19 protein-coding genes and 1 pseudogene are annotated in these 23,336 nt (G+C 69.3%); 8 read left to right on the top strand and 12 right to left on the bottom strand.

Annotated features, from left to right (window positions below):
- Positions 1-211: 211 nt before the first annotated feature.
- The gene (locus tag OP18_RS17450; protein WP_245635414.1) at positions 212-4,390 is read right to left on the bottom strand and encodes a replicative DNA helicase; all 4,179 of its coding nucleotides are present in this window, start codon (positions 4,388-4,390) and stop codon (positions 212-214) included.
- Positions 4,391-4,605: 215 nt separating this feature from the next.
- On the opposite strand from OP18_RS17450, the gene OP18_RS17445 reads away from it, so the two are divergent.
- Together OP18_RS17445 and OP18_RS17440 are read left to right on the top strand one after the other, a co-directional pair.
- Positions 4,606-5,001 carry a hypothetical protein gene (locus OP18_RS17445; RefSeq protein ID WP_033359948.1) on the top strand — a complete coding sequence of 132 codons (396 nt, stop codon included), beginning with the start codon at positions 4,606-4,608 and terminating at the stop codon, positions 4,999-5,001.
- Between the two features lie 144 nt (positions 5,002-5,145).
- Positions 5,146-6,648 carry a vWA domain-containing protein gene (locus tag OP18_RS17440; RefSeq protein ID WP_033359947.1) on the top strand — a complete coding sequence of 501 codons (1,503 nt, stop codon included), beginning with the start codon at positions 5,146-5,148 and terminating at the stop codon, positions 6,646-6,648.
- Between the two features lie 57 nt (positions 6,649-6,705).
- Here OP18_RS17440 and rplI read toward each other — a convergent pair whose 3' ends face one another.
- The 5 genes from rplI to OP18_RS17415 form a co-directional block, all read right to left on the bottom strand.
- Positions 6,706-7,155, bottom strand: coding sequence for a 50S ribosomal protein L9 (rplI, locus tag OP18_RS17435; RefSeq protein WP_033359946.1), 450 nt, complete (start codon positions 7,153-7,155; stop codon positions 6,706-6,708).
- 12 nt (positions 7,156-7,167) lie between these two features.
- Complete coding sequence (gene rpsR / locus OP18_RS17430) at positions 7,168-7,407, bottom strand: 30S ribosomal protein S18 (RefSeq protein ID WP_033359945.1); 240 nt, start codon at positions 7,405-7,407, stop codon at positions 7,168-7,170.
- Between the two features lie 20 nt (positions 7,408-7,427).
- Positions 7,428-7,946 carry a single-stranded DNA-binding protein gene (locus OP18_RS17425; RefSeq protein WP_033359944.1) on the bottom strand — a complete coding sequence of 173 codons (519 nt, stop codon included), beginning with the start codon at positions 7,944-7,946 and terminating at the stop codon, positions 7,428-7,430.
- Between the two features lie 108 nt (positions 7,947-8,054).
- A complete protein-coding gene (gene rpsF, locus OP18_RS17420; protein WP_033359943.1) occupies positions 8,055-8,345 on the bottom strand; it encodes a 30S ribosomal protein S6 in 291 nt (96 codons plus the stop codon).
- 222 nt (positions 8,346-8,567) lie between these two features.
- Entirely contained in the window at positions 8,568-9,359 is a 792-nt protein-coding gene (locus tag OP18_RS17415; protein ID WP_033359942.1) for a hypothetical protein, read from the bottom strand.
- A gap of 224 nt (positions 9,360-9,583) precedes the next feature.
- Between OP18_RS17415 and OP18_RS17410 the strand changes: the two genes are divergently transcribed.
- The gene (locus tag OP18_RS17410) at positions 9,584-10,357 is read left to right on the top strand and encodes a deoxyribonuclease IV (RefSeq protein ID WP_033359941.1); all 774 of its coding nucleotides are present in this window, start codon (positions 9,584-9,586) and stop codon (positions 10,355-10,357) included.
- Positions 10,354-12,582: a prolipoprotein diacylglyceryl transferase gene (locus OP18_RS17405; protein WP_052386872.1), complete on the top strand. Its 2,229-nt coding sequence runs from the start codon at positions 10,354-10,356 to the stop codon at positions 12,580-12,582. The genes OP18_RS17410 and OP18_RS17405 overlap by 4 nt, the downstream gene beginning before the upstream one ends.
- A 76-nt stretch (positions 12,583-12,658) precedes the next feature.
- On the opposite strand, the gene OP18_RS17400 is transcribed toward OP18_RS17405, so the two are convergent.
- The 5 genes and pseudogenes from OP18_RS17400 to OP18_RS17385 form a co-directional block, all read right to left on the bottom strand.
- On the bottom strand, positions 12,659-14,110 hold the full coding sequence (locus OP18_RS17400; protein WP_052386871.1) for a glycosyltransferase family 87 protein: 1,452 nt from the start codon (positions 14,108-14,110) through the stop codon (positions 12,659-12,661).
- A 4-nt stretch (positions 14,111-14,114) separates the two neighbouring features.
- Entirely contained in the window at positions 14,115-15,308 is a 1,194-nt protein-coding gene (locus OP18_RS17395; RefSeq protein WP_052386870.1) for a glycosyltransferase 87 family protein, read from the bottom strand.
- An 81-nt stretch (positions 15,309-15,389) separates the two neighbouring features.
- A complete protein-coding gene (locus tag OP18_RS55200) occupies positions 15,390-17,120 on the bottom strand; it encodes a transglycosylase domain-containing protein (RefSeq protein ID WP_052386869.1) in 1,731 nt (576 codons plus the stop codon).
- A gap of 64 nt (positions 17,121-17,184) precedes the next feature.
- A pseudogene (locus tag OP18_RS62550) lies at positions 17,185-17,340 on the bottom strand (transglycosylase domain-containing protein); the annotation flags it as partial.
- A 928-nt stretch (positions 17,341-18,268) separates the two neighbouring features.
- The gene (locus OP18_RS17385; protein WP_033359939.1) at positions 18,269-18,703 is read right to left on the bottom strand and encodes a DUF5318 domain-containing protein; all 435 of its coding nucleotides are present in this window, start codon (positions 18,701-18,703) and stop codon (positions 18,269-18,271) included.
- 185 nt (positions 18,704-18,888) lie between these two features.
- Here OP18_RS17385 and OP18_RS17380 point away from each other — a divergent pair, with 185 nt between their 5' ends.
- Both OP18_RS17380 and OP18_RS17375 read left to right on the top strand, forming a co-directional pair.
- Positions 18,889-19,488, top strand: coding sequence for a PadR family transcriptional regulator (locus OP18_RS17380; protein ID WP_052386868.1), 600 nt, complete (start codon positions 18,889-18,891; stop codon positions 19,486-19,488).
- 23 nt (positions 19,489-19,511) lie between these two features.
- Entirely contained in the window at positions 19,512-20,591 is a 1,080-nt protein-coding gene (locus OP18_RS17375) for an inositol-3-phosphate synthase (RefSeq protein WP_033360026.1), read from the top strand.
- 56 nt (positions 20,592-20,647) lie between these two features.
- Here OP18_RS17375 and OP18_RS17370 read toward each other — a convergent pair whose 3' ends face one another.
- Positions 20,648-21,130 carry a methylated-DNA--[protein]-cysteine S-methyltransferase gene (locus tag OP18_RS17370; protein WP_245635412.1) on the bottom strand — a complete coding sequence of 161 codons (483 nt, stop codon included), beginning with the start codon at positions 21,128-21,130 and terminating at the stop codon, positions 20,648-20,650.
- Between the two features lie 82 nt (positions 21,131-21,212).
- On the opposite strand from OP18_RS17370, the gene OP18_RS17365 reads away from it, so the two are divergent.
- Together OP18_RS17365 and OP18_RS17360 are read left to right on the top strand one after the other, a co-directional pair.
- Positions 21,213-21,719: an NfeD family protein gene (locus tag OP18_RS17365; protein ID WP_033359937.1), complete on the top strand. Its 507-nt coding sequence runs from the start codon at positions 21,213-21,215 to the stop codon at positions 21,717-21,719.
- A gap of 13 nt (positions 21,720-21,732) precedes the next feature.
- On the top strand, positions 21,733-23,250 hold the full coding sequence (locus OP18_RS17360) for a flotillin family protein (RefSeq protein ID WP_033359936.1): 1,518 nt from the start codon (positions 21,733-21,735) through the stop codon (positions 23,248-23,250).
- The last annotated feature ends 86 nt before the right edge of the window (positions 23,251-23,336 follow it).

The following is a 23,336-nucleotide window of genomic DNA, read 5'->3' as shown; positions in this document are numbered from 1 at the left end:
CCGCGCGACGCGAGCCTGCGCCACCCGAGCCCGCGCCACCCGGAGCCTTCGCTGCCCGGAGCCTTCGCTGCCGCATGCCTTCCGCCGCCACCTGGGCCAACGGCGGTCGCTGGTCCTGACTCGCAGGGAGCGTCGCGCGAAGCGCGGGCAGTCGGCTGCGCCCGGACCACCGGACTCGCGACCTACGGCACGCCCTGGCCGCCCGGCGTGGCTAGATCGCCATGTCGACGAAGCGGGACAGGTGCAGCTGCGCCGCGACCGTGATCGTGTCGGTCGGACCGTTACGATGCTTGGCCACGATGAAGTCCGCCTCCCCCGCCCGCGGAGACTCCTTGTCGTAGTAGTCGTCGCGGTGCAGCAGGATGACCACGTCGGCGTCCTGCTCGATCGAGTTGTGCGTGGCTATGCCGTTGGCCACGAAGTTGTGGGTGCCGACGACGGTCGCGTCATACACCTCCTGCTCCCCGATGCTCTCGATCGACACGATCTCGTCCCAGAAGACGTCGTTGATCGCATGCAGCTCCAGCTCAGCGCTGTCCAGTACAGCGGCGATCCTGGCCAGCCGAGGCCTGCTCGGCGCACGCTTCCACATGGCACTGCCGTTGAACTGCGTGCCCAGAGTCGCCGCGAACTGCCGGTGCGAGATGTTCTCGTCGAGCAGGACCCGTCGGACCGAATCCCAGATCTCCTTCGGGACGGTGTCCACGTTGGTGTTACTGGTGACCGCCTCCAGCCTGCTCAACAACAGCTCGCCCGAGCGAGACCGCTCGCCGTGGACACCGATCTCCCGCAGGAAGCGAAGCTGGTCGTCCTTGCCGGAGATGTCCAGCGTGTACTGCGCCCGATGCGCTCCAGGGGTCACCGTCCTGATCCGCGACGTGATCCCGAACCGGAGCAGCAACCGCGCGATGCCCTGCAGCATCGCCTCGCTCGTCGAGGCGTAGTAGACCCGGCCGCCGCCGCCTCTCAGCCGGACGGTCACCGAGCCGTCGGTCGCCCACAAGTGCCGCAGGAACAGCCTGACCTGCTCCTTCGGTAGGCTGAACAGCGATTCGGGGACGAACTTCTCGTGCGAGCGCAGACCGAACAGCCCGAGACTGTCGAGCCACTCGGCGATCGGATTGCGCCGGCCGCGAGCAAGCCGCGCCGGTGCCGGCAGGCGCAGCGTCGTGACCTGCGCCGCAGGGGAGTCGTCCCTGACCGCGGTGACCCCGAAGTGCGTCGCCGCCTCGGTGACCGCGGCCAGGTTCGCCTCGTCGACGCTGGCATAACGGATCGGCTGGCGCCTGACGAACGATCCGTCGCCGAGCATGTGCGCCAGGAGCACCACCTTGGCCTCTGGCCATGGCTGCAGTTGCTGCGGCGGCGGCACATGCCTCGGCACTGCTAGGCGGTCGCCGACACGCAGGTCCTCCAGGGCCGTCCAGCCCGTGAACGCCAGAAACGGGTGATTGCCGGTGGCCTCGATCGACTTGCCGGAGGCGAGACGCATCCGGAAGACCTCTCTGCGGCCACTCGAGAAGGCGTGCGTCATCGTCTGAACCGTGAGCTGCAGCTTCTCGTTCAATGCCCAGACGGGGATGTCACGGGCACCGGACTCCAGCAGGGAGCCGATGGTGACCTCGGCGTTGGTGTCGGCACGCATGATGCGCGTGCCCGCCGTAAGGCACCCCGACTCACGCAGGTCAGACAGCTGCGGGCGCTTGTCGGTGCGCTGCTCGGGGCCACGGTTCAGCTGGCTGACCGCCACCACCGGGCACTCGACCTCTTTCGCGAGCAGCTTCAGACCACGCGACAGGTCGGCGACCTCCTGCTGCCGGCTCTCGGTCCGCTTCGGGCTGGTCATCAGCTGGAGATAGTCCACGATGATCAGCTTCAGATCGTGCCGCTGCTTGAGCCGGCGCGCCTTGGCCCGGATCTCCATGAGGTTCATGTTCGGCGTGTCGTCGACGAAGAGCGGCGCCTCGCTGATCTCGCCCATCCGTCGGGCCAGCTTGGTCCAGTCGTCGTCGGACAGCTGCCCTGACCGCAGCACGTGCAGCGGCACCCTGGCCTCGGCCGAGAGCAGTCGCATGACGATCTCGACCTTGGACATCTCCAGGCTGAAGATGGCGCTCGCCATGTTGTGCTTCACCGACGCCGCGCGGCTGAAGTCCATCGCTGCGGTGGAGTTGTGGGTCGGGATCATCGAGCGACCGGCCAGGTAGAGATGGTCGTCGTTGTCGACCTGCACGCACCGCACCGGCACGCTCGCAACGGCCCTGACGTCGACGATGTACCGGGCGCTGGTCCGCGACGTGCTGGTGGCCCTCCGTCGCTCGCGGTGCGCGACCCGCTTGCGCTCCAGACGGAACACGTCGTCCACCGTGGTGAAGTTCAACGTGTAGCTGATGGAACTCGCCGGGGCGCGACCTTTGACGTGCCTCGTCGTCACCGTGCACCGGTAGCCGAGGCTGACGATGAGCTCGCGTACGTCGCTCGCGAGCCGCGCCGAGGTGGACGTGAACTGCACGTTGCCGGTGGCGGTCACGGTGCCGTCGGTGTCCAGCAGCCCGGCGAGCAGCGCCCGTCGCTGCCGCTCCGAGCCACGAAGGTAAGCGGCTGGGATGTGCTTGTCGTTGAAGACGCCGAGCACTCGCAGGCTGGTCACCAGCGGCTGACCGTGGTTGGCCGCTCTGCCGATGCCGTACAGCATCGGATGCGCCGTGCTGGGCCTGATCTCGAACCCGTCGTCGGCGATGCCAGCGACGATCTGCGGGTCGGCGGTGGTGATTCGACCACCCGCGGAGTGACCGTCTCCGAGCCAGGCGCCGAGCGTGTACGGCGGCACCACCAGGTCTCGCTCCGGCAATCGCAGCGGCCGGCAGTTGTCGACGGCGTGGTTCAGCCGGCCGTCCATCGGATGCCGGAGCGTGTCCGCTATGTCCTGAGTCGTGACGACTCCGTCGTGGCGGACGGTCGTCTCAGCGTTCATGACCCTGTTGTTCCGGCGGTGCAGTGTCGTCAGCAGCGCGTGCTTGGAGTAGGCCTGCATCGAACGGCGCCACGGCTTGCCCGCCCGCCGGTATTCGCGGACGACGTCGCCCGAGGTGCCGACCTCGCTGCCCACGACGTGCAACACATGGCGGAAGGACGGTCCAACCAGCTCGACCGCATCACCGAACGTCACCAGCGAGTCCGGCTGCGTGATTACCCTCGCGAGGACCGACCCGGTCTGGAGGCGCGCCACTTCGGGCCATTGCGATGTCGGCGCTCCCTCGTAGCGCTGCCTGCGGGCGGCCCTCGTGGTGGTCTTCCAGAGATGCTCGGCGTCGGCGACGATGACGCTGCCGTCGGAGAACTCCACCTCGAAGCACGGACGGTCGTGCAGGACCTCGAAGGCGTTGACGACCGTGGTCGGTCGGCCGTCGGCGCCGAGCAGTTGGTCGCCCGCCTTGACCTCCCCCATCGTCGTCCAGCCGTCGGGCGTCGGCAGCGGCGTGTCGAGGGCCAGCGCCTTGCCGAGGCCGGGACGGCCGGCAACGATCACGAGCTGGCCGGGGTGCAGGCCGTTGAGCAGGCGGTCCAGGTCGCTGAAGCCGGTCGGGACGCCCGTCATGACGCCGCCCTGGGCGCCGACCGCTTCGATCTCGTCGAGGGTCGGCTGGAGCATCTCGGCGAGGACGGCGAAGTCCTCGCTGACGCGCTTCTCGGTGACGTCGTAAATGGCCTGCTGGGCGAGGTCGACGACGTCGTCGACGTCGCGGCCGCCCGGGCCGGCGGAGCCGTAGCCGAGCTGGACGATGCGGGTGCCGGCCTCGATGACGCGGCGCAGGACGGCGCGCTCGGCGACGATGCGGGCGTAATAGGACGCGTTGGCGGCGGTGGGGACGGCGGCCATGAGGGTGTGCAGGTACGCGGCGCCACCCACCTTGGCGATCTCGCCGGCGTCGGTCAGGGCGGCGGCGACGGTGACGGCGTCGGCCGGCTCACCGCGGCCGTAGAGGTCGAGGATCGCGTCGAAGACGATGGTGTGGTTGGGCCGGTAGAAGTCGTGAGATTTGAGGATCTCGACGACGTCGGCGATGGCGTCCTTGGACAGCAGCATGCCGCCGAGGACGCTCTGCTCCGCGGCGACGTCCTGCGGTGGGGTGCGTTCGAAGGTCTCGGCGCCGCCGGCTGGGCGGTCGTTGTCCTTCGAGGGCTGCTGCCGGCGCGGCTCGGCCGGGGTCGCGTCCTCCCAGGGATCGCCACCCTGCCTGTCTTCGGTGATCGACACTCGCCCCTCCAACGTCGTTCCCGCACCGCCTAGTAGACCTCGCGGGTACGACAAAAACTCTGCGGGGCGCATGGAGCGCCCCGCGCAACCGTAAGGAGCGCGCGGCGTTCGGCAAAACCGACCGGTGGACAACCCTTGGGACAACCTGTGGACCACTGTCCACAAACCGGGGGATCAACTGTGCACAGGCCTGTGGATAACTTGGGCGCCGGGATCCGCAAAGCCATGCTGAGCTGGGGTTTCTCCGTCCACAGCCTGTGTGCGGAAAATAGTCGCCCAATCGAGTGATGTGACATGCGGCTAGATGGAGGATGGCGGGCATCTCACGGACGGGTGACGCTGCGCCCGTGGGCTACCGGGAGTGGGACAGGTCACCTGACCCGCAGGACGAGGACGAGGACGAGCCCACCGACTACGTGGGCGCGTTCATCGCCACCGCCTGCTGGTACGTGATCCCCACCATCGGTTACGTGATCTGGGCGGCGACCCTGTCGTCGGTTCCGCGGCCGGGTTGTGTGAACGCGTTCGGGGTGCCGTGCCGAGCGCCGCGGGCGGAGGCCTTCACCAAGCTGCTGGACGGTGTGCCGCAGCTGGCGGTGGCGCTGGCGCTGGGGATCTCCGTGGCGATGTTCCTGGGCTGGGCGACGACCGGTTGGCGGGCGTGGACCATCGGGTTCGCCTCGGCCGTACTGAGTGCGGGCATCGCCACGGTGCTCTTCGCGGTGCTCGCGACGCAGTTCTGAGCCGATCGGTTCCCTTCGACGGGTCACAGCATCCTTGCGGGACGATCACCGATGCTCACGCTTGGGTCTCCGTCCGGTTACGCTCGGAGCCGCTCACGGGCTGGTGGCCGTCTGACTGGCCAAACACCTTTCAGGGAGGCTTCCATGGTCAGCCAGTTCCGCGTCGCCGCCGTGGCCGTGATCGCCGCGATGTGCCTGACGGCGTGTGGCGCGTCCGACAAGGACGACGGCAGCGCCAGCTATGAACACGCACCGACGATGAACCCGCAGGGCGGTCAGCCGGGTCCGCCGGCGACCGGTGAGGTGGCAGACGGCGCCGCGGGGGAGCAGTCGGCGTCCAGCCAGCCCGTCTCCACGTTCGCCGTCGACGTCGACACCGCTTCCTACGGTTACGCGAAGCGGCAGCTGCTGTCGGGGCAGCGGCCCGCGGCGAGCACGATCCGGCCGGAGGAGTTCGTCAATTCGTTCCGGCAGGGCTACCGGCAGCCCTCAGGCGACGGTTTTGCCGTGTCCGCCGACGGTACGCGGTTGCCGACGACCCATCGCAACGCCAACGACACCGCCAGGCTGCTCCGGGTGGGGCTGCAGACCCGCGCCGAGCCGGAAGGGCAGCGGTTGGACGCGTCGCTGACGTTCGTGGTGGACGTGTCGGGTTCGATGGCCGAGCCCGGCAAGCTCGACCTGGTCAAGAGCGGTCTGCACACGCTGGTGGACCAGTTGCGGACCACGGACTCGGTGGCGCTGATCGCCTACTCCGACGAGGCCGAGGTGTTGCGGCAGATGACGGCGGTCCGGGACCGTTCGGCGTTGCACGGCGCGATCGACCGGTTGCGCGTGTCGGGCAGCACGAACCTCGAGGCCGGGCTGCGGCTGGGGTACGAGACGGCGCGCAAGAGCTTCCGTTCGGGTTCCACCAACCGCGTCATCCTGCTCTCCGACGGCCTGCCGAACGTCGGCTCGACGAACGCGACGTCCCTGGTCCGTGAGGTCCAGGAGGCCGCGGCGAAGCAGATCACGATGATGGGTGTCGGGGTCGGCAGCGACTACGGCGACAAGTTCATGGAGCAGCTGGCCGACAAGGGCGACGGTTACGTCGTGTACGTCAGCGACGCCGCGGAGGCGAACAAGGTCTTCGTGGAGCAGCTGCCGGCGACGCTGGCGGTGCGGGCGTTGGACGCGAAAGCGCAGGTGGAGTTCGATCCGGCGGCCGTGGCGTCGTACCGGTTGATCGGTTACGAGAACCGGGCGCTGTCGGCGTCGGCGTTCCGCAACGACCGGGTCGACGGTGGCGAGGTCGGTCCGGGGCATGCGGTGACGGCGCTCTACGCGCTGCACCTGCGGCCCGGCGCGGAGGGTCATCTGGCGGATGTACGGGTGCGCTGGCAGGACCCGCAGTCGCGGGAGCCGAGCGAGCAGAACCTGTCGGTGACGGTGGCGTCGCTGGATCGTGAGTTCTCGTCGGCGGCGCCGCAGCTGCAGGTCTGCTACGCGGCCGCGTACTTCGCCGAGGTGCTGCGGGCCAGCCAGTACGCCGAGGAGGTCCAGCTCGACGACCTGTTCCGGCTCGCGTTCCGGCTGGGGGAGGGCGACCAGCAGGTCGCGGAGCTGTCGGACGTGATCCGGGCGGCGACGAAGCTCTACAAGTAGGGGACAGCGAAAAGGGGCCCGCTCCACCAAGCGGGCCCCTTTTCGTTTGCAGCGGTGTTACTTGGCGGCCGTGACCTTCAGCGTGAAGCTGGCAGCGACCTCGGGGTGCAGCTTGATCTGCACCTTGTAGTCGCCGACCGACTTCACGTGGCCGGGCAGCTCGAGGCGGCGCTTGTCCAGGGACGGACCGCCGGCCTTCTGCACGGCGTCGACGACCTCGGCCGGGGTGACCGAGCCGTAGAGCCGGCCACCTTCGCCGGCGCGGACGGCCAGCTTGACGGTGAGGCTCTCCAGCTGGGCCTTGACCTCGTTGGCGTGGCCCAGGTCGCGGATCTCGCGGGCCCCACGGGCACGCTTGATGGTCGCGATCTGCTTCTCGCCGCCCTTGGTCCACGGGATGGCGTAGCCCTGCGGGAGCAGGTAGTTACGCCCGTAGCCGTCCTTGACCTCGACCACGTCGCCGGGGGTCCCGAGGCCGGTGACCTCCTGCTTCAGGATGATCTTCATGTCAGCCTCCCCTTATCGCGCAGTCGCGGTGTAGGGGAGCAGGGCCATCTCGCGCGCGTTCTTGACGGCGCGCGCGATCTGCCGCTGCTGCTGAGCGGTCACGCCGGTCACCCGCCGAGCGCGGATCTTGCCGCGGTCGGAGATGAACTTGCGCAGCAGCGCGGTGTCCTTGTAGTCGATGTAGGCGATGCCCTCCTTGTCGAGAGGGTTCACCTTCTTCTTCGGTTTGCGCAGGGCCGCAGCCTTCGCCATTGCTCTTGCTCCTGATGCCATTAGAACGGGGGCTCGTCGTCGAAGGATGAGCTCGACCTGCCGCCACCACTTCCGGCGTTCGCCGGCTGCGCGCTGGCCCACGGGTCATCGAACCCGCCGCCACCGCCGCCGCCACCGGACGAAGCGCCGAAGCCGCCACCGCCACCGGAGCGCTGCATCTTCTGCACCTTGGCAGTCGCGTAGCGCAGCGAGGGGCCGATCTCGTCGACCTCAAGCTCGATGACAGTGCGCTTCTCGCCCTCGCGCGTCTCGTAGGTCCGCTGCTTCAGGCGGCCGGAGACGATCACGCGGGCACCACGCTGCAGCGACTCGGCGACGTTCTCCGCCGCCTGGCGCCACACCGTGCAGGACAGGAACAGCGGCTCGCCGTCCTTCCACTCGTTGGAGCTCTTGTCCATGTACCGGGGGGTGGATGCCACCCGGAACTTGGCCACGGCCGCTCCAGACGGAGTGAAGCGCAACTCGGGGTCGTCGGTCAGGTTGCCGATGACCGTGATCGTGGTGTCTCCTGCTGCCATATTGAGTCAACTCCTCGCGCACTTGGGTATGGGCCACCTTGTCACAGGGGTATGACAATTCCCGGTGACGCGTGGCCGGCGACGCAGGTCGATCTCGCCCGGATCCGCTTAGCGGACCTCGGGCCGGATGACCTTGGTGCGCAGCACGGACTCGTTGAGCCGCAGCTGACGGTCCAGCTCGGCCACCGACTCCGGCGATGCCTGGAGGTCGATGACGGCGTAGATGCCCTCGGTCTTCTTGTTGATCTCGTACGAGAGGCGCCGGCGGCCCCACACGTCGAGCTTCTCCACCGAGCCACCCGACGTCCGGATCACGTTCAGGTACGTGTCGAGCGACGGTGCGACGGTGCGCTCCTCGAGACTGCCATCGAGGATCACCATGATTTCGTAATGACGCAAGACGTTCTCACCTCCTACGGGCTAAGCGGCCGCGGTCCATCCGCGGCAGGAGGTCGTGCGTCGTCGACCGCCCGATGGACGGTCGACCGAGCAAGAGTACACGCTACGTGTACACGCAAAGACCGCGGGGCGCGTCATCCGCTTCTCTGGGTGGGACCTGGGGAGGAACGACCACACCGGTGCGTTGGATGACGGCGCCCCGCGGAGCTACCTAATTGTACCTTACGCGTAGCTAGCGCGGGATGACCGCTGCGCAATAATAGCCCGAATTGCGGCGATTCCCACACCCACCACACAGACCGTCGCGACCAGCGCCAGCAGCCCCGTCGGGGCGTTGGTGGCCGGGCCGCTCGCGGCGACGGGCTCCTCGACATATACCCGCTCGTCGGCCGAAGCACTCGGGTTCGCGGCCGGCGACGCGGTGGCGTCCGGGCCGAGCAGCGCCGGGTCGACCGGCTCGGTGCCGGCGTCGTCGGCCTCGCCGGTGGTGGCCGACGTGGTCGTCGACGGCTTGCGGGTCGAGCGCCCGTTCGAGTTCATGGCCTGGTTCGCGGCAGCTGCGGCGGCGCCTGCCGGCCCCGTGGTGCTCGCCGGCTGACCGGCCTGTCCGGGCTGGCCCGCACCCTGTCCGGCGGCGGGCGCGGGGGGCGGCGCGGTGACCCCGACGGAGACCGGCTTGAACTGCTCGACCACGCCGACGCCACAGTTGAACGTCATCGCGACGTTGACCGGGCCCTTCTTGAACACGACCGGCACCGCCTGGTTGGGCTGCACCGAGGAGACGGGCTTGCCGTCGACCTTGAGGGTCGCCCCCTGGCCGAGCCGGTTGACGAAGTTGACCCGCGACTCGGCCGGCACCGAGACGCTGCCCGTGCTGGGCTCCGACTTGCACACCAGCAGGCTCAACACGCTCCCGCCGCTGAACTCGACGGTCGGGGTGGACGGTGCGGCGTGCACGGGGCTGGCGCCCACGGTCAGGGCCGCGGCGAACAACGCGGCGGCGGCAGCCGCCACGCGGAGTGCCGGTCGGTGTCCAGACAAGGTAGCCATCCAAGGTTGAGGATTGAGCAAATGTCGTTCCATCGAGGCCGCGCGATCACGGCGACCCGATTGCGTAACGACGCGGCCGACTGGACGGTGACGGAAGCCCGGCATTCCGGACCCTTCGGTCGGTGTTGGTGGCAGCCCGCAGGCCCGGGTAGCGCAAACTGTCGGTCCCACGTCGTAGGCTCTGCGGCATGCGAATCGGTGCTCACGTCGACCCCGCTGAGCCACTGGCCGAGGCAGCAGCGCGCGGTGCTGACCTGGTCCAGTTCTTCCTGACCGACCCGCAGGGCTGGGCCGATCCCAAAGACCGTCCCGATGCCGAGGCGCTCATCGCCTCCGACGTCGACGTCTACATCCACGCGCCATATCGGATCAACGTCGCGTCGTCCAACAACAGAATCCGCATCCCCAGCCGCAAGCTGCTGTTCCGGCACGCGTCGGGGGCCGCCAAGGTCGGCGCCAAGGGCCTGATCGTGCACGGTGGCCACGTCGAGAGCGCCGACGGGCTGGAGGCGGGCTTCGACAACTGGCGCAAGACCTTCAAGTTCGCCGCCGACGAGGGCGGTTTCGCCACGCCGGTGCTGATCGAGAACACGGCCGGCGGTGACAATGCCTGCGCCCGGCGCTTCGACGCGCTGGCCCGGCTGTGGGACGCGGTCGGCGAGTATGAGGTCGGGTTCTGCCTGGACACCTGCCACGCCCACGCCGGCGGCGAGGACCTCCTCGACATCGTCGAGCGGGTCAAGGCGATCACCGGCCGGATCGACCTCATCCACGCGAATAACTCCCGCGACGGGTTCGACTCGGGCCGGGACCGGCACGACAACCTCACCGCCGGCGAGATCGACCCGGAGCTCATCGTCGCGGTGATCCGGGCCGCCGGCGCACCGGCGCTGGTCGAGACGCCCGGCGGCGCCGACGGGCAGACCGCCGACATCACCTACCTGCGGGAGCGGCTGGCGTGAGCAACGTGTCCGAGACCGAGCAGGGCCCGGAGGCGGAGCCAGCCGCCGCTCAGCCCGAGGAGCCGGAGCCGGCCGCCACCGCCGGCGAGCCGGCCCGCGGCAAGCGCGCGGCCAAGAGCACGCGGGGTGCGGCAGCAGCCGGCGGGAAGACCGGGGCAAGCAGCACGAAACCCGTGAAAGACGCGAAAGCCGACGCCACCGACGACGCGGAGACCGACCAGCAGGCCGACGCAAAGGCCGACACACAGGGCGACGCAAAGGCCGACGCACAGGCTGACCCGAAGGCCGACGGGAAAGCCGACGTCACGGCCGGCTCGGAGAGCGGCCCGGCGGCCGGGAAAGACGCCGAGCAGCAGGACGGCGCCAAGAGCGACGCCCAGCGGGTGAGCCTCGTCAAGGCCGGCAAGGGCAAGGACGAGCCGCTGTGGTCGTTCGCGCCCGAGCCGGGTCCGACGCCCGGGCGGGCCCGCAGGGTGGCGACCCGCGTCGGAACCGCGGTCGCGGAGTTCCTCGGGCACGAGTGGACGATGGCGGCGGTCGGGTCGGTGCTGCTCGCCGCGCTCATGACCTGGCCGACCCTGCGGGACCCGGCGACCACGATCCCGCAGGACACCGCGGACCCGACGCTGCAGGCGTGGCAGATGTCGTGGGGCGGGCACATCCTCACGACCAACCCGTCACAGCTGTGGAATGCCAACGCGTTCTTCCCCGACAAGTACAGCTACGCGTTCTCGGACACGCTGCTCGGTTACGCGCCCGCCGGCATGCTCGGCAGCGGGCCGGTGGCGGCGCTCGTGCGGTACAACATCATGTACGTCCTGATCTTCGCGCTCGCGTTCTTCGGGGCGTATGTGCTGGCCCGGCAGCTCGGCGCCCGGCCGACGGGGGCGGTCGTGGCCGGTGCCGCGTTCGCCTACTCGCCGTGGCGGCTCGGCCAGGCGGGGCACCTGCACGTGCTGTCGATCGGCGGGATCGCGCTCGCGCTGGCGATGCTCGCCCGCGGGCACGGCTTCTCGCTGCGTGACGGCTACCGGCCCGACCGGCGGCGGTGGGGCTGGGTGCTCGCCGGCTGGCTGGTCGCGGCGTGGCAGATCAGTCTCGGCTTCGGCATCGGCATCCCGTTCGTGTATGCGCTGCTGCTGGCGGTGCTGGCCACGGCGGTGTCGTGGGGTTACCGGCACGTGCGGGTGTGGGGGGTCACGCGCCCGTTCGGATGGAAGCTGTTCTTCGCCAATCTCGGCGGCGGCGCGATCTTCGCCGCGGTCGGCGCGCTGATGGCGTATCCCTACCTGCAGGTGCTGAAGGACCACCCGTATGCGCGACGCAGCGAGGAGCTCGTCGGGCTGTTCTCTCCGCCGCTCAAGGGGTTCTTCATCGCGCCGCCCGAGTCGTGGCTGTGGGGCGACGCGTATGCCGACGCCCGCGCCACGTTGACCTGGGCGCCGGAGATGGCGCTGCTGCCCGGCTTCTTCCTGTACGGCCTCGCCTTCGCCGGACTGTTCGTGTCCGCGTGGCGGCTCAAGCACCGGATCTGGATGCTGGTCGGGGTCCTGGGCACGGTCGCGCTCGCGATGGGGACGCACGGCCCCGGCAAGGGCGAGTTCGGCTACCTGGCGCTCTACCGGGCCCTGCCGGGCTTCGACGGCATCCGCACCTCGGGCCGCCTGGTGGTGTGGACGACGCTGTTCATGGCGCTGCTCGCGGCGGGAGCGGTGAGCGCGTTCGCGGAGCGGGCCGTGGAGCTGTTCGCCGACCGGACGCAGACCGACCGCACCGACCGGGCCGGGTTCCTGCCCCGCCTGGCGACGCTGATCCCGGTGATGCTGGTGCTGTTCGAGGGGGCGCACAAGACGCCGCACCCGGTGGTGCCGCCGACACCCGTCGCGATGAGCACCCTGCAGGGGCCGCTGATGGTGCTGCCGAGCCACGAGCTGTTCGACATGAACGTCATGCTGTGGAGCACCGACGGGTTCCCGAAGATCGTCAACGGGGGCAGCGGGTTCACGCCGATGGACCAGCAGCAGCTGCGCCTGACGATGGAGCAGTTCCCCGACGTGTCGACCGTGGCGCTGCTGCGCGAGCGTGGCATCCGCACCGTCGTGGTGGTGCGCAGCCAGGCGCTCGGCAGCGCGTACGAGCGGGCGATCGACGCGCCCATCGACGGGCTCGGCCTGACCCGCACGGAGCAGGGCGACGTCGTTCTCTACAAGGTCGAAGACAGCTGACCAAAGGCCGAAGCGAGCGAACGAGAAAAGCGTGAAGGGCCGGCGAGCTTGCTCGCCGGCCCTTCGTCGTAGCGCGCTACAGCGTCTTGACCAGCGGTGGCGGGTCGAGCGGTGCCGGCTCGACCTCGTCGCGGTTGAAGACGCCGCCGTCGGGGTCCTCGCCTTCGTACGTGTCGCGGACGACGTCCAGCTCAGGGTGCCGGATGTCGCGGATCACGTAGCCGACCAGCACCGCGAGCGTGACCAGTCGCAGGATCGAGGCGAGCACGAACACGCCCTCGGGGAACACCTGCCGGCCCGAGGCGCCCATGAGCTCACCGTAGAACGACACGAAGTAGAGCACCTCGGCCGCCTGCCAGGCGAGGAACGCACCCCAGCGGGGACGGGCGAGCACGGCGAGGGGGATCAGCCACAGCACGTACTGCTGCGACCACACCTTGCCGGTGATCAGGAAGGCGGCCACGATCAGGAACGCCAGCTGGGCCAGGCGCGGTGGGGTCGGCGCGGTGAGGCCGATGACCAGGATGCCGACGCAGCAGACCAGGAAGAGGCTGAGGTACAGCATGTTCAGGGTGCTGTGCGTCGGGTCGGTGTCGAGGTTCTGGAAGAACGGGAACCCGTACTGCCCGGAGCCGCGCGGGAAGTGCGCCCCGATGTACCACAGCGTGCCCCAGTCGATGCCGCGCTGGGAGTTGAAGTCCCAGAACTTGGCCCACGAGTCCCAGTAGAGGACGGCCACCGGCACGTTGACCGCCAGCCAGGTGCCGGCGCCGACGCCGAACGTGGCTAGGGCCTCCTTCCACTTGCCAGTGCGCAGGCACAGCACCAGCAGCGCGCCGAGGATCAGCACCGGGTAGAACTTCGCGGCCGTGGCCAGGCCGAGGAAGAGACCGGCGAGCAGCGGTCTTCGGCGCGCCCAGAACACGATCGCGATGGAGGCGAGACCGACGCAGAAGAGGTCCCAGTTGACGGTCGCGGAGACGAAGAGCGCGGGTGCCGCGGCGAACATCGCCGCGTCCCAGGGCCTTCGCCGGCGCACGGCGAGCGTTGCGGCGACCGCGGCGATGCCGAACGCGCTGAGCACGACCGCGTTGAGGTCGTAGAACGTCTGGCCCGGGTTGTCGATCGCCTGCTGCTGGCCGAGGGAGTGCACGGGCAGGCCGAGCACGCCCATGAACGCGCCGGTCAGGACCGGGTACTCGACCTGGTGGTCGGCGTAGGGGACCTGGCCCTCGTTCAGCCCTTCGGCGTAGTACAGAGCCAGCACGTCGGTGTAGCAGAAGTACTTGTACTGCTTCATGTCCGCCCAGGCGCCGTCGCGACAGGGGGACTTCTGCATCCAGGAGAAGCTGAGCATGGCGCAGATCAGCAGCAGGACCACTCTCGAGGGGGTCCAGAAACGGCTCGATGTCCGCACGGCGTGACTGCCCAGGGGCCCACCGATCGACTCGGAGAGGCCACCGACGAAGCGGTCGGAGTTGGCGGGCTCGTCACTCAGGCGGTGCTCGGGTCGCACAGTCGGCGGCATCGCATCACCGTACCGTCGCCACCTCCGCGGCGGGTGCACCACCCGACCTGGATTCCTCGTCGACCCGGCGGATCGGCAGCACGAACAGCAGCGCCAGGGCCAGCAGCGTGTACCAGTTCTCGATGAAGAAGCCGAGGATGCCCTCGCCCCACGGGTCGACGGGCAGGCCCTGGTCGTACAGCGACACCATGCCCACGCCGACGGTGACAGCGATCAATGCGGCGAGCCATCGCCGGCCCACGTCGACGAGGACGACGATCGCGGGGACGAACCAGTAGAAATGGTGGATCCAGCTGATCGGGCTGGCCAGGCAGCCGACGAAGCCGGCGATCGTGAGCCCGACGAGCTCGTCGCCGGCGAGCGCGGCCCGGCGGGCCCGCCACAGCCCGGCGGCGACGACGGCCAGCACGAGCAGCACCCACAGCCAGCCGGGGGCGTCGTAGCGGGCGAGCAGGCCGCGCAGCGACTGGTTGGGGATGTAGGCCTTGTTGCCGATCCCGTCGCCCTTCCACAGCGTGTCGCTCCAGAAGTCCCACGAGGCCCGGGGTGCGACGGCGGCGGCGAGCAGGGTCGCGGCGGCGGCGCTCACGATTGCCGTGATGCCCGCCCGGTACCGGCGGCTGACCAGCAGATACACGATGAAGATCGCCGGGGTCAGCTTGATGGCGGCGGCCAGGCCGATCAGCACGCCGGCCCACCGGCTCCCCCGCGGCAGGAGGATCAGCAGATCCGCCAGGATCAGCACGATCAGCAGCACGTTGATCTGGCCGAAGCTGAACGTTTCACGGACGGGCTCGAGGGTGCTGAACACGACGGTCGACAGGATCAGCACGAACGGCAGCGACCAGCCGTGCCGGCGCGCCACCGGGGCGACCAGCCAGTAGGTGGTGACGAGCAGCCCGGCGATGGCGATGACGGCGTAGACGGTCACGGCCGCGTTCTTGGCCAGCAGCGCGAACGGGACCAGCACCATCGCGCCGAACGGCGGGTACGTGAAGCCGAGCGCGCCCTGCGTGTCGTCCGGCTTGGTGAACGTGTAGAGGTCGTGCCCGTCGAGCCACCAGTCGATGGCCTGCCGGTAGATCTTGAGGTCGTAGAAGTGGTGCCGGATGCCATACCACCAGTGCGCGTAGGCAACCAGCGCCACGAACAGCGCGAGCAGCCCCCACCGGACGGCCTTCAGCCTGCCCGCTTCCAACGCAAACCCCCAACGACAGCGGCCACGGTCCCGGCGAACATACCGCCGTTACCGTGGCCGCACATCTTCGGCCTACCCCGATCAGCGCCTTCGTGTCGGCGAGATGGTCGGGATGATGCCGCCGCCACCGCCGCCGGGACCGGGGCTCTGGCTGTTGCCGTTGCCGCCGGGGCCGCCGCCACCCGGGTTGCCGGGGCCGCCGCTGGGGATGTTCGGGTCGGCCGGGAGGCTCGGCTGCGGCGAGACACCGGTGCCGACCTCGAGGTTGCCGACGTTCTTCGGCCCCGGGAAGTTGATCTTCGGCTGCTTCATGATGGCTTCGGCCTTGTCCATGAAGTCCTGCCAGATCGGGCCGGGCAGGTTACCGCCGATGACACCCTTGCCGTTGCTGTCGACGATCTTCTGCTCCTCGGCCTTGTTGCCGACCCACACCGCGGTCGCCAGGCCCGGCGACTTCTTGCCCGGGTCGTAGGCGGTGTAGCCGACGAACCACGCGTGCGCGTTGGAGGTGGTCTGACCGAGCTGCCAGGTGCCGGTCTTGCCGGCGATCTGGCGGCCGTCCTTGAGCTTCAACCCGTAGTGCTTCGGCACGCCCTGCAGGACGGTGTTGAGGTCATCGGCCATCTGGTCGGTGAAGCCCGGGATGCGCTTCGGGTTGATCACCTCGCCATAGGTCTTCCGGCCGCCTTCCCAGATCTCCTTCAGGAAGTGCGTCTTGGCCGCGACGCCGCGGGCGGCGAACGTGGCGATGCCGCCGGCGTGCTCGAGGACCGTCACCGGGTACTGACCGAAGGCGACCTCGGTGTTGAAGTACTTCGGGAACACGTCGGAGCCCTTGTTGGCCACGAGGTCGATCTTCTTGCTCTTGTTGTCGACGTTGGCCCACATGTCGGTGATGCCGGCGGCGCGGGCGGTGTCGATCACCTTGGCCGGGCCGACCTTCTCGGCGAGCGCGAAGAACGGCACGTTGAGCGACATGACGGTGACCTCTTCCAAGGTGCACCACTTGCCGTCGCCCGACTTGCACTTCGGCGACGAGACCGCGCCCTCACCGGCGTTCTTGACCGGGTTCTTCGCCGTTCGCCCACTGGCCGGGAACTGCTGCGGCGAGTCACCGTTCCAGTAGGAGTCGATCCGGTACCCGGCCATGAGACCCGTCGCCAGCGTGTAGACCTTGAACGTCGAGCCCGGCGGGTGGCCGCCGCAGCAACTGTCCTGGCCGTCGCTGAGCACCGGGTCGTTGTAGTAGCCGGCGAAGTCGCCGCCGTTGCCGCTGTCGCCGCCGTAATAGGCCTTGACCGCGCCGGTGCCCGGCTCGACCGCCACGAGGGCGGCCTGCAGGTTGCCCGGATACTTGTTGATCCGCGAGTCGGGGTTGCGGCTGGCCTCCTGGACCGCGGCCTGCTGGAGCTTCGCGTCGACCGTGGTGACGATCTTCAGACCGCCATTGGCGATCTTGTCGAAGTTCTTGCTGCCGTCGGCGTCGACGCCCTCGTACAGCAGCGCGCCGGTCTTCGGGTCGGTCAGCGCGGCGACCTCGTCGAGGACGTGGTGCACGATCAGGCCCTCGGGCTTGTCCATGCTGCCCTGCGTCTTGATCGCGTTGGCCCGGGCCTCGGCCGGCGTGATGACCTTCGCCGGGTAGGCCATCTTCGTCTCGGCCTCTTCGGACTTCACGAAGCCCAGCTTGATCATCTGGTTCTTGATGTAGTTGAAGCGGTCCGTGGCCTGCTGCTTGTCGATGTTGGGGTCGAACGGGCTGCCCTTGCCGCCGGCGCTGTCGGGGCTCTTGATGATGCCGGCGAGCACCATGCCCTCGCGCGATGACGGCCTCGCGGACCTTCCGGCCGTAGGTGACGCCCTCCAGCTCGGCCCACTTGCGCGCGTACTGCTGGCTGATCGTCGAGGCGCCCTGCCGCTCACCGCCCGTGACGTTGTTCCACGCCGCCCGGACGACACCTTTGTAGTCGACGCCGTCGTTCGTGTAGAACGTGTTGTCCTCGGCGGCGACGACGGCGTGCTGCACGTCCATGGGGATCTGGTCGAACGGGATGACCGTGCGGTTCTTGTCGCCGATGCGCCCCATGGGGGTGACGCCGTCGGCGTAGTAGATCGTGGTCGACTGCTCCATGGCCAGGTTCTCCGGCAGGGCGACCTGGTCGAAGTAGTACGTGCCGCTGACCATGCCGATGCCGGCGAGCATGATGAACGCCGCGATCGAGGCGATGATGATGTTGCGGCGACGCCGGCGCTTGGCCTTGGCGCTGCTGCCGCCCTTGCCCTTGCCGGAGCCTGAGCCGCCACCGGGACCGTCGGGGCCGCCGGGACCACCCGGGCCACCGGGGCCGTCGAGACCTTCGGCACCGGACAACATCGAGACAGAGGCGCGGCCGACCGTGGCCCGGCCGACCGTGGCCCGGCCGGCGGACGCGCCGCCGGGCACCGACGCGGAGCCGGACACGGACGCGGCACCGGACGCGGACGGCACCGACGCGGAGCCGGACGCACCCGGCACGGGCACGGAGGCACGGCCGGTGCGCGGCTCGTCGCCGCCGGGACGTCCTACGCTCGCCCGGCCGACCGTCGCGCGACCTGCCGCACCGGCGCTGGCGCTGGGCGGCGGGGGCGGCAGCGGAGGCGGTGGTGGTAGCGGGGGACCACCGAAGGGGTCATCGCCGTCTGGCCCCGGAAAGGATCCAGGAACCTGCGCCCGGCCCGAGGGGGAGTTGGTCGGGTCACCGTAGTTCATTCGTCCCACCTTGCCGGTTGCGTCGTTGTCGCATGCTCCGTCGCCACCATGTCTGTGAGCTGAGGCACTCGTCGGTCAGGTCTCAAGTCTGCGGTCTGCACGGCCGGCGGGCGCTGCGCCCCGCGGCCGTGCGGGCGGCGGTCGCCGCCCGTCAGGGCATCGATGCAAATCGGCCCGCCGCAGTGACCACGGATGGTCATGCGGGCCAGGTTCACTCGGCCGCCCCTCCTCGGATCCGCGTCGACGACCGACCGCCGGCTCCATCGTCCGATCCGGCCGCAAGGCCGTCCCGACCCAGCAGATACTGCTCCACGAGATGGTTCCAGCCGCAGGCGCGGCAGACCTCCACCACGTAGACGTGAAACTCACTCAGCGTCATCGCCAGGATCGGCAGCTCGGTCAGGCGGCGGGCCTGACCTGACGACTGCCGCAGCTCATCCCCATAGATGTAGTGCACATGGGTGAGGTTCTCCCGGCGGCACACCGGGCACAGCTCCTCCGTCGGCTCCCCGTGGAATTTCGCTGCGCTCTTCAGGTATGGCGACGCGTCGCAGACCTCATAGGTGCCGACGCGCCCGGAATGCACCTCACGCAGCAGGGCGCGTCTCCGCAAGGAGAAGTCGACCACCTGACGCTGGGTACGCATGCGCCCGAGGGTACGCGGTCCCGCGCGACTCGGCGACATCGGTCACGATCGGTAACCGTCGGATAGACGATCAGCGCTGTGGTCCAGGCCACTCGGTCAGCATCGTTGCATCCGTTCGGACATCGGCCTACCGTTGCGATGTATCGGACCGATACATCGGCCGGGTTAACGGGGGGAGGCTGGGAATGCTCGAACTGGCGATCCTGGGCCTGCTCCACGAATCCCCGATGCATGGCTATGAGCTGCGCAAACAACTCACGACCAAGCTGGGCGCGTTTCGGGCCGCGATCAGCTACGGCTCCCTCTACCCCACTCTTCGTCGACTTCAATCGGACGGCTGGATTTCCGAGGGTGCGCCGCCGGACGGCATGCCGACGTCACCCGATGAGGTCCCCCTGCTGACCGGCAAGCGCGGCCGCGTGGTCTACACGATCACCGCGGAAGGCAAGGAGCGCTTCCAGGAGCTGCTCACCGCCGCCGGCCCCGAGACCTACGACAGCGAGGCCGGCTTCGGAGTGCATTTCGCGTTCTTCGCCCGCACCGACCCGGCGACCAGACTGCGGATCCTCGAGGGCCGCCGCCGCCGGGTGGAGGAGCGCCGCGAGGGCATGCGCGACGTGTTGAGCCGGGCCGCGGAGCGGCTCGACGCCTACACCCTGGAGCTGCAACGCCACGGCCTGGACGCGTGCGAGCGCGAGGTCCGCTGGCTCGAAGAGCTCATTGCGAACGAACGCAATGGCACCACCCCTCAGCCGCCTTCGGCAGATCCGGAGCGGTCATCGTGAACAACAAGAAGGAGGCATCCGCGATGGGCTCCGTCCGCGTTGCCATCGTCGGTGTCGGCAACTGCGCCTCGTCCCTGGTTCAGGGCGTGGAGTATTACCGCACCGCCGACCCGAATGACCGGGTTCCGGGTCTCATGCACGTCAAGTTCGGCGACTACCACGTCGGTGACGTGCAGTTCGTCGCCGCCTTCGACGTCGACGCGAAGAAGGTCGGTCAGGACCTCGCCGCCGCGATCAGCGCCAGCGAGAACAACACCATCCAGTTCTGCGACGTGCCGCCCACCGGCGTCACCGTCCAGCGTGGCCCGACCCTCGACGGCCTGGGCCAGTACTACCGCGAGATGATCGACGAGTCCGACGAGCAGCCGGTCGACGTCGTCGCGGCGCTGCGCGACGCCCAGGTCGACGTGCTGGTCTGCTACCTGCCGGTCGGCTCGGAGCAGGCGGCCAAGTTCTACGCCCAGGCCGCGATCGACGCGGGCTGCGCCTTCGTCAACGCGCTGCCGGTGTTCATCGCCTCCGACCCGGCGTGGGCGCAGAAGTTCACCGACGCCGGGCTGCCGATCGTCGGTGACGACATCAAGAGCCAGGTCGGCGCCACGATCGTGCACCGCGCCCTCGCGAAGCTGTTCGAGGACCGCGGCGTCGAGCTGCTGCGCACGTACCAGCTGAACTTCGGCGGCAACATGGACTTCATGAACATGCTGGAGCGCACCCGCCTGGTCTCGAAGAAGATCTCGAAGACCCAGTCGGTGACCTCGCAGATCCCGCACGAGATGGTGAAGTCCGACGTTCACATCGGCCCGTCGGACCACGTGCCGTGGCTCGACGACCGCAAGTGGGCCTACATCCGCCTCGAGGGCAAGTCCTTCGGCGACACCCCGCTCAACGCGGAGCTGAAGCTCGAGGTCTGGGACTCGCCCAACTCGGCGGGCGTCATCATCGACGCGCTGCGCGCCGCGAAGATCGCCAAGGACCGGGGCATCGGCGGTCCGATCCTGTCCGCGTCGAGCTACTTCATGAAGTCGCCGCCGGTGCAGTACAACGACCACGACGCGCACCAGTCGGTCGAGCAGTTCATCGCCGGCGAGATCGAGCGCTGACCTTTCTCCTTCATGGCGTTCAGGGCCCCTTCCTCCGGGAGGGGCCCTGAACTTTGTCAGAACAGGCCGAACTCGCGCTCGATGCGCACCTTGGCCTCCAGCTCCAGCAGCAGCTTCTTGCGCCAGATGCCGCCGCCGAAGCCGACCATCTTGCCGTCGGCGCCCACGACCCGGTGGCAGGGCACGATGATCGGCAGCGGGTTGCGGTTGCAGGCGACCCCGACCGCCCTGGCGCCGTCCGGCTCGCCGACCGCGGCGGCGATCTGCCCGTAGGTGCGCATCTCCGCGTACGGGATGGCCCACAACGCCCGCCAGACGGCCCGCTCGAACTGCGAGCCACCCCGCACCGACAGCGGGACCGTGAACGGCGCGGACTCGCCGGCGAAATAGCGGGTCAGCTCCTTGACCGCCTGGTCGAGCACCGGATCACCACCGGTCAGCGGGCCGGCCGCGCCGCCGAACCGGACCGCGCACACGCCGGTGTCGTCCACCGCGATCCCGACCGCATCGATCGGCGCCTGCATCTCCGCCCAACGCACGCGACCAATTGTGCCCGAACACGCGAGTGTCAGATTTGCGTCCGATAGCTACCCTCCAGGTCTAGCGGGAGGGGGACCGGCGATGGATGTGGCATTTCTGATCCTCGGCGGTCTGGGCGTGCTCGTGCTGGCCGTGTCCTTGCTGGTCGGCGACCTGCTGCATTTCGACGTGGACCATCCCGACGCCGGCGGCGTGTTCTCCCTGCCGGCGATCGCCGGTTTCGTCGGCGCGTTCGGATTCGGCGGCGCGATCGTGGCGGCCCTCCACCTCCCCGGCGGGCCGGCCGTCGCGCTGCTCGGCGGTCTCGCCGCCGCCGTGCCGACCGCGTGGCTGGCGACCCGGCTCGCCCGGATGGCGATGAACATGCGCACGGACGCCACACCCACCCAACGCGACATGGTCGGCACCACCGGGGTGGTCGTCACCCCGATCACCACGAACGGCTTCGGCGAGGTGCGTATCTCCCTCGGCGGCCAGCCACTGAAGGTCAGCGCCCGGGCCGACCACCCGATCGCGCTCGGCACCCGGGTGCTCGTGGTGGAGGCGACCAGTTCCACCAGCGTGATCGTCGAAGAAACCCCTTTCTAGAAGGGATGGACATATGAATACGGTCCTGCTCATCGCCATCGGCGGCGCGGTCCTGCTGATCCTGTTCCTGATGCTGTTCGTGGTGTCGCGGATCAAGGTGGCCGGCTCCAACGAGGCGTTCATCATCACCGGCCGCAAGGGCAAGTCGGTGCAGGCCCTGGACGGGTCCCGCTCGACCGACCTGTCCGGCCAGAAGGTCGTCATGGGCGCCTCGGTGTTCGTGGTGCCGATCGTGCAGAAGCTGCAGGTCCTCGACCTGTCCAGCCGCCGCATCCACGTGGAGATCACCGGCGCGGTCAGCAAACAGGGCATCCGGGCCAACCTGCAGGGCGTCGCGATCGTGAAGGTCGGCGGCACCGAGGACGCGATCCGGGCCGCCGCCCAGCGGTTCCTCAACCAGCAGCAGGGCATCGACCTGTTCACCAGCGAGGTCCTCGCCGGTGCGCTGCGCTCGATCGTCGGCCGGCTGACCATCGAGGAGATCATCCGGGATCGGACCGCGTTCGCCAGCGCGGTGGCCGAGGAGGCCGAGCACTCGCTGACCAACCAGGGCCTGGTCCTGGACACGTTCCAGCTGCAGGACATCTTCGCCGAAGGCTCCTACCTGCAGGACCTCGGCCGTCCGGAGGCGGCCCGGGTGCTGCGCGACGCGGCGATCGCCGAGGCGCACGCCCGCCAGGCCGCCGAGTCCGAGCGGCTCAAGGCGGAGGAGGCGATCGCCGAGGCGAACCGGAACCTGTCGCTCAAGCAGGCCGCCATCCAGGCCGAGATCGACGCCGCGAAGGCCCGCTCCGCCGCGGCCGGTCCCCTCGCGCAGGCCGAGCGGGAGCAGGTCATCCTGGCCGAGCAGCAGAAGGTGGCCGAGCGCAACGCCGAGCTCAAGCAGCGCCAGCTGGACACCGAGGTGCGCAAGCCGGCCGACGCCGAGCGCTACCGGGTCGAGCAGGAGGCCGAGGCGGCGAAGAACGCCGCGATCTTCAAGGCGGAGGCGCAGCGGCAGGCCGTCATTGCCGCCGCACAGGGCTCGGCCGAGCAGGCCCGCCTGACCGGTGAGGGCGAGCGGTCCCGGCGGGCCGCGCTCGCGGAGGCCAACGCGATCGAGGGCGCCAAGGAAGGTGAGGCCGAGCAGCGGCGGCGGGTGGCGATCGCGGAGGCCCTGGAGCGCGAGGGTGTCGCCGAGGCGTCGGCGATCCTGGCCCGCGGCCAGGCGGAGGCCGAGGCGATGAAGCTCAAGGCCGACGCGTTCGCCACCTACGGGGAGGCGGCGATCCTGGACCTGCTGGTGCGGGTGATGCCCGACGTGGTCAAGGCCGCGAGCGAGCCGATGAGCAACATCGACAAGATGACCGTCATCTCCACCGACGGCGCGTCGTCGCTCACCAGGTCGGTCGCCGGCACCGTGGCGCAGGGCCTGCAGCTCAGCACCGACCTGACCGGCATCGACCTGGCGAAACTCCTCGGCAGGCTCAGCGGCGCCGCGGTGGAGGAGCCGGTCAACGGCCGCATCGCGGTCGAGCCGCCGAAGGCCTGACAGCTGGCACATCGCTCGGTGGAGGTCGGGGAACCGGCCTTCACCGAGCTTTGGCAGGTGCGTCCGCCTGAACGGGCCGTAGGCTT

The organism is Dactylosporangium aurantiacum, from assembly GCF_000716715.1.
Taxonomy (GTDB): Bacteria; Actinomycetota; Actinomycetes; order Mycobacteriales; family Micromonosporaceae; genus Dactylosporangium; species Dactylosporangium aurantiacum.
The sequence above is the reverse complement of the archived record's forward strand: the minus strand, read 5'-3'. Positions and strand labels throughout refer to the sequence as shown.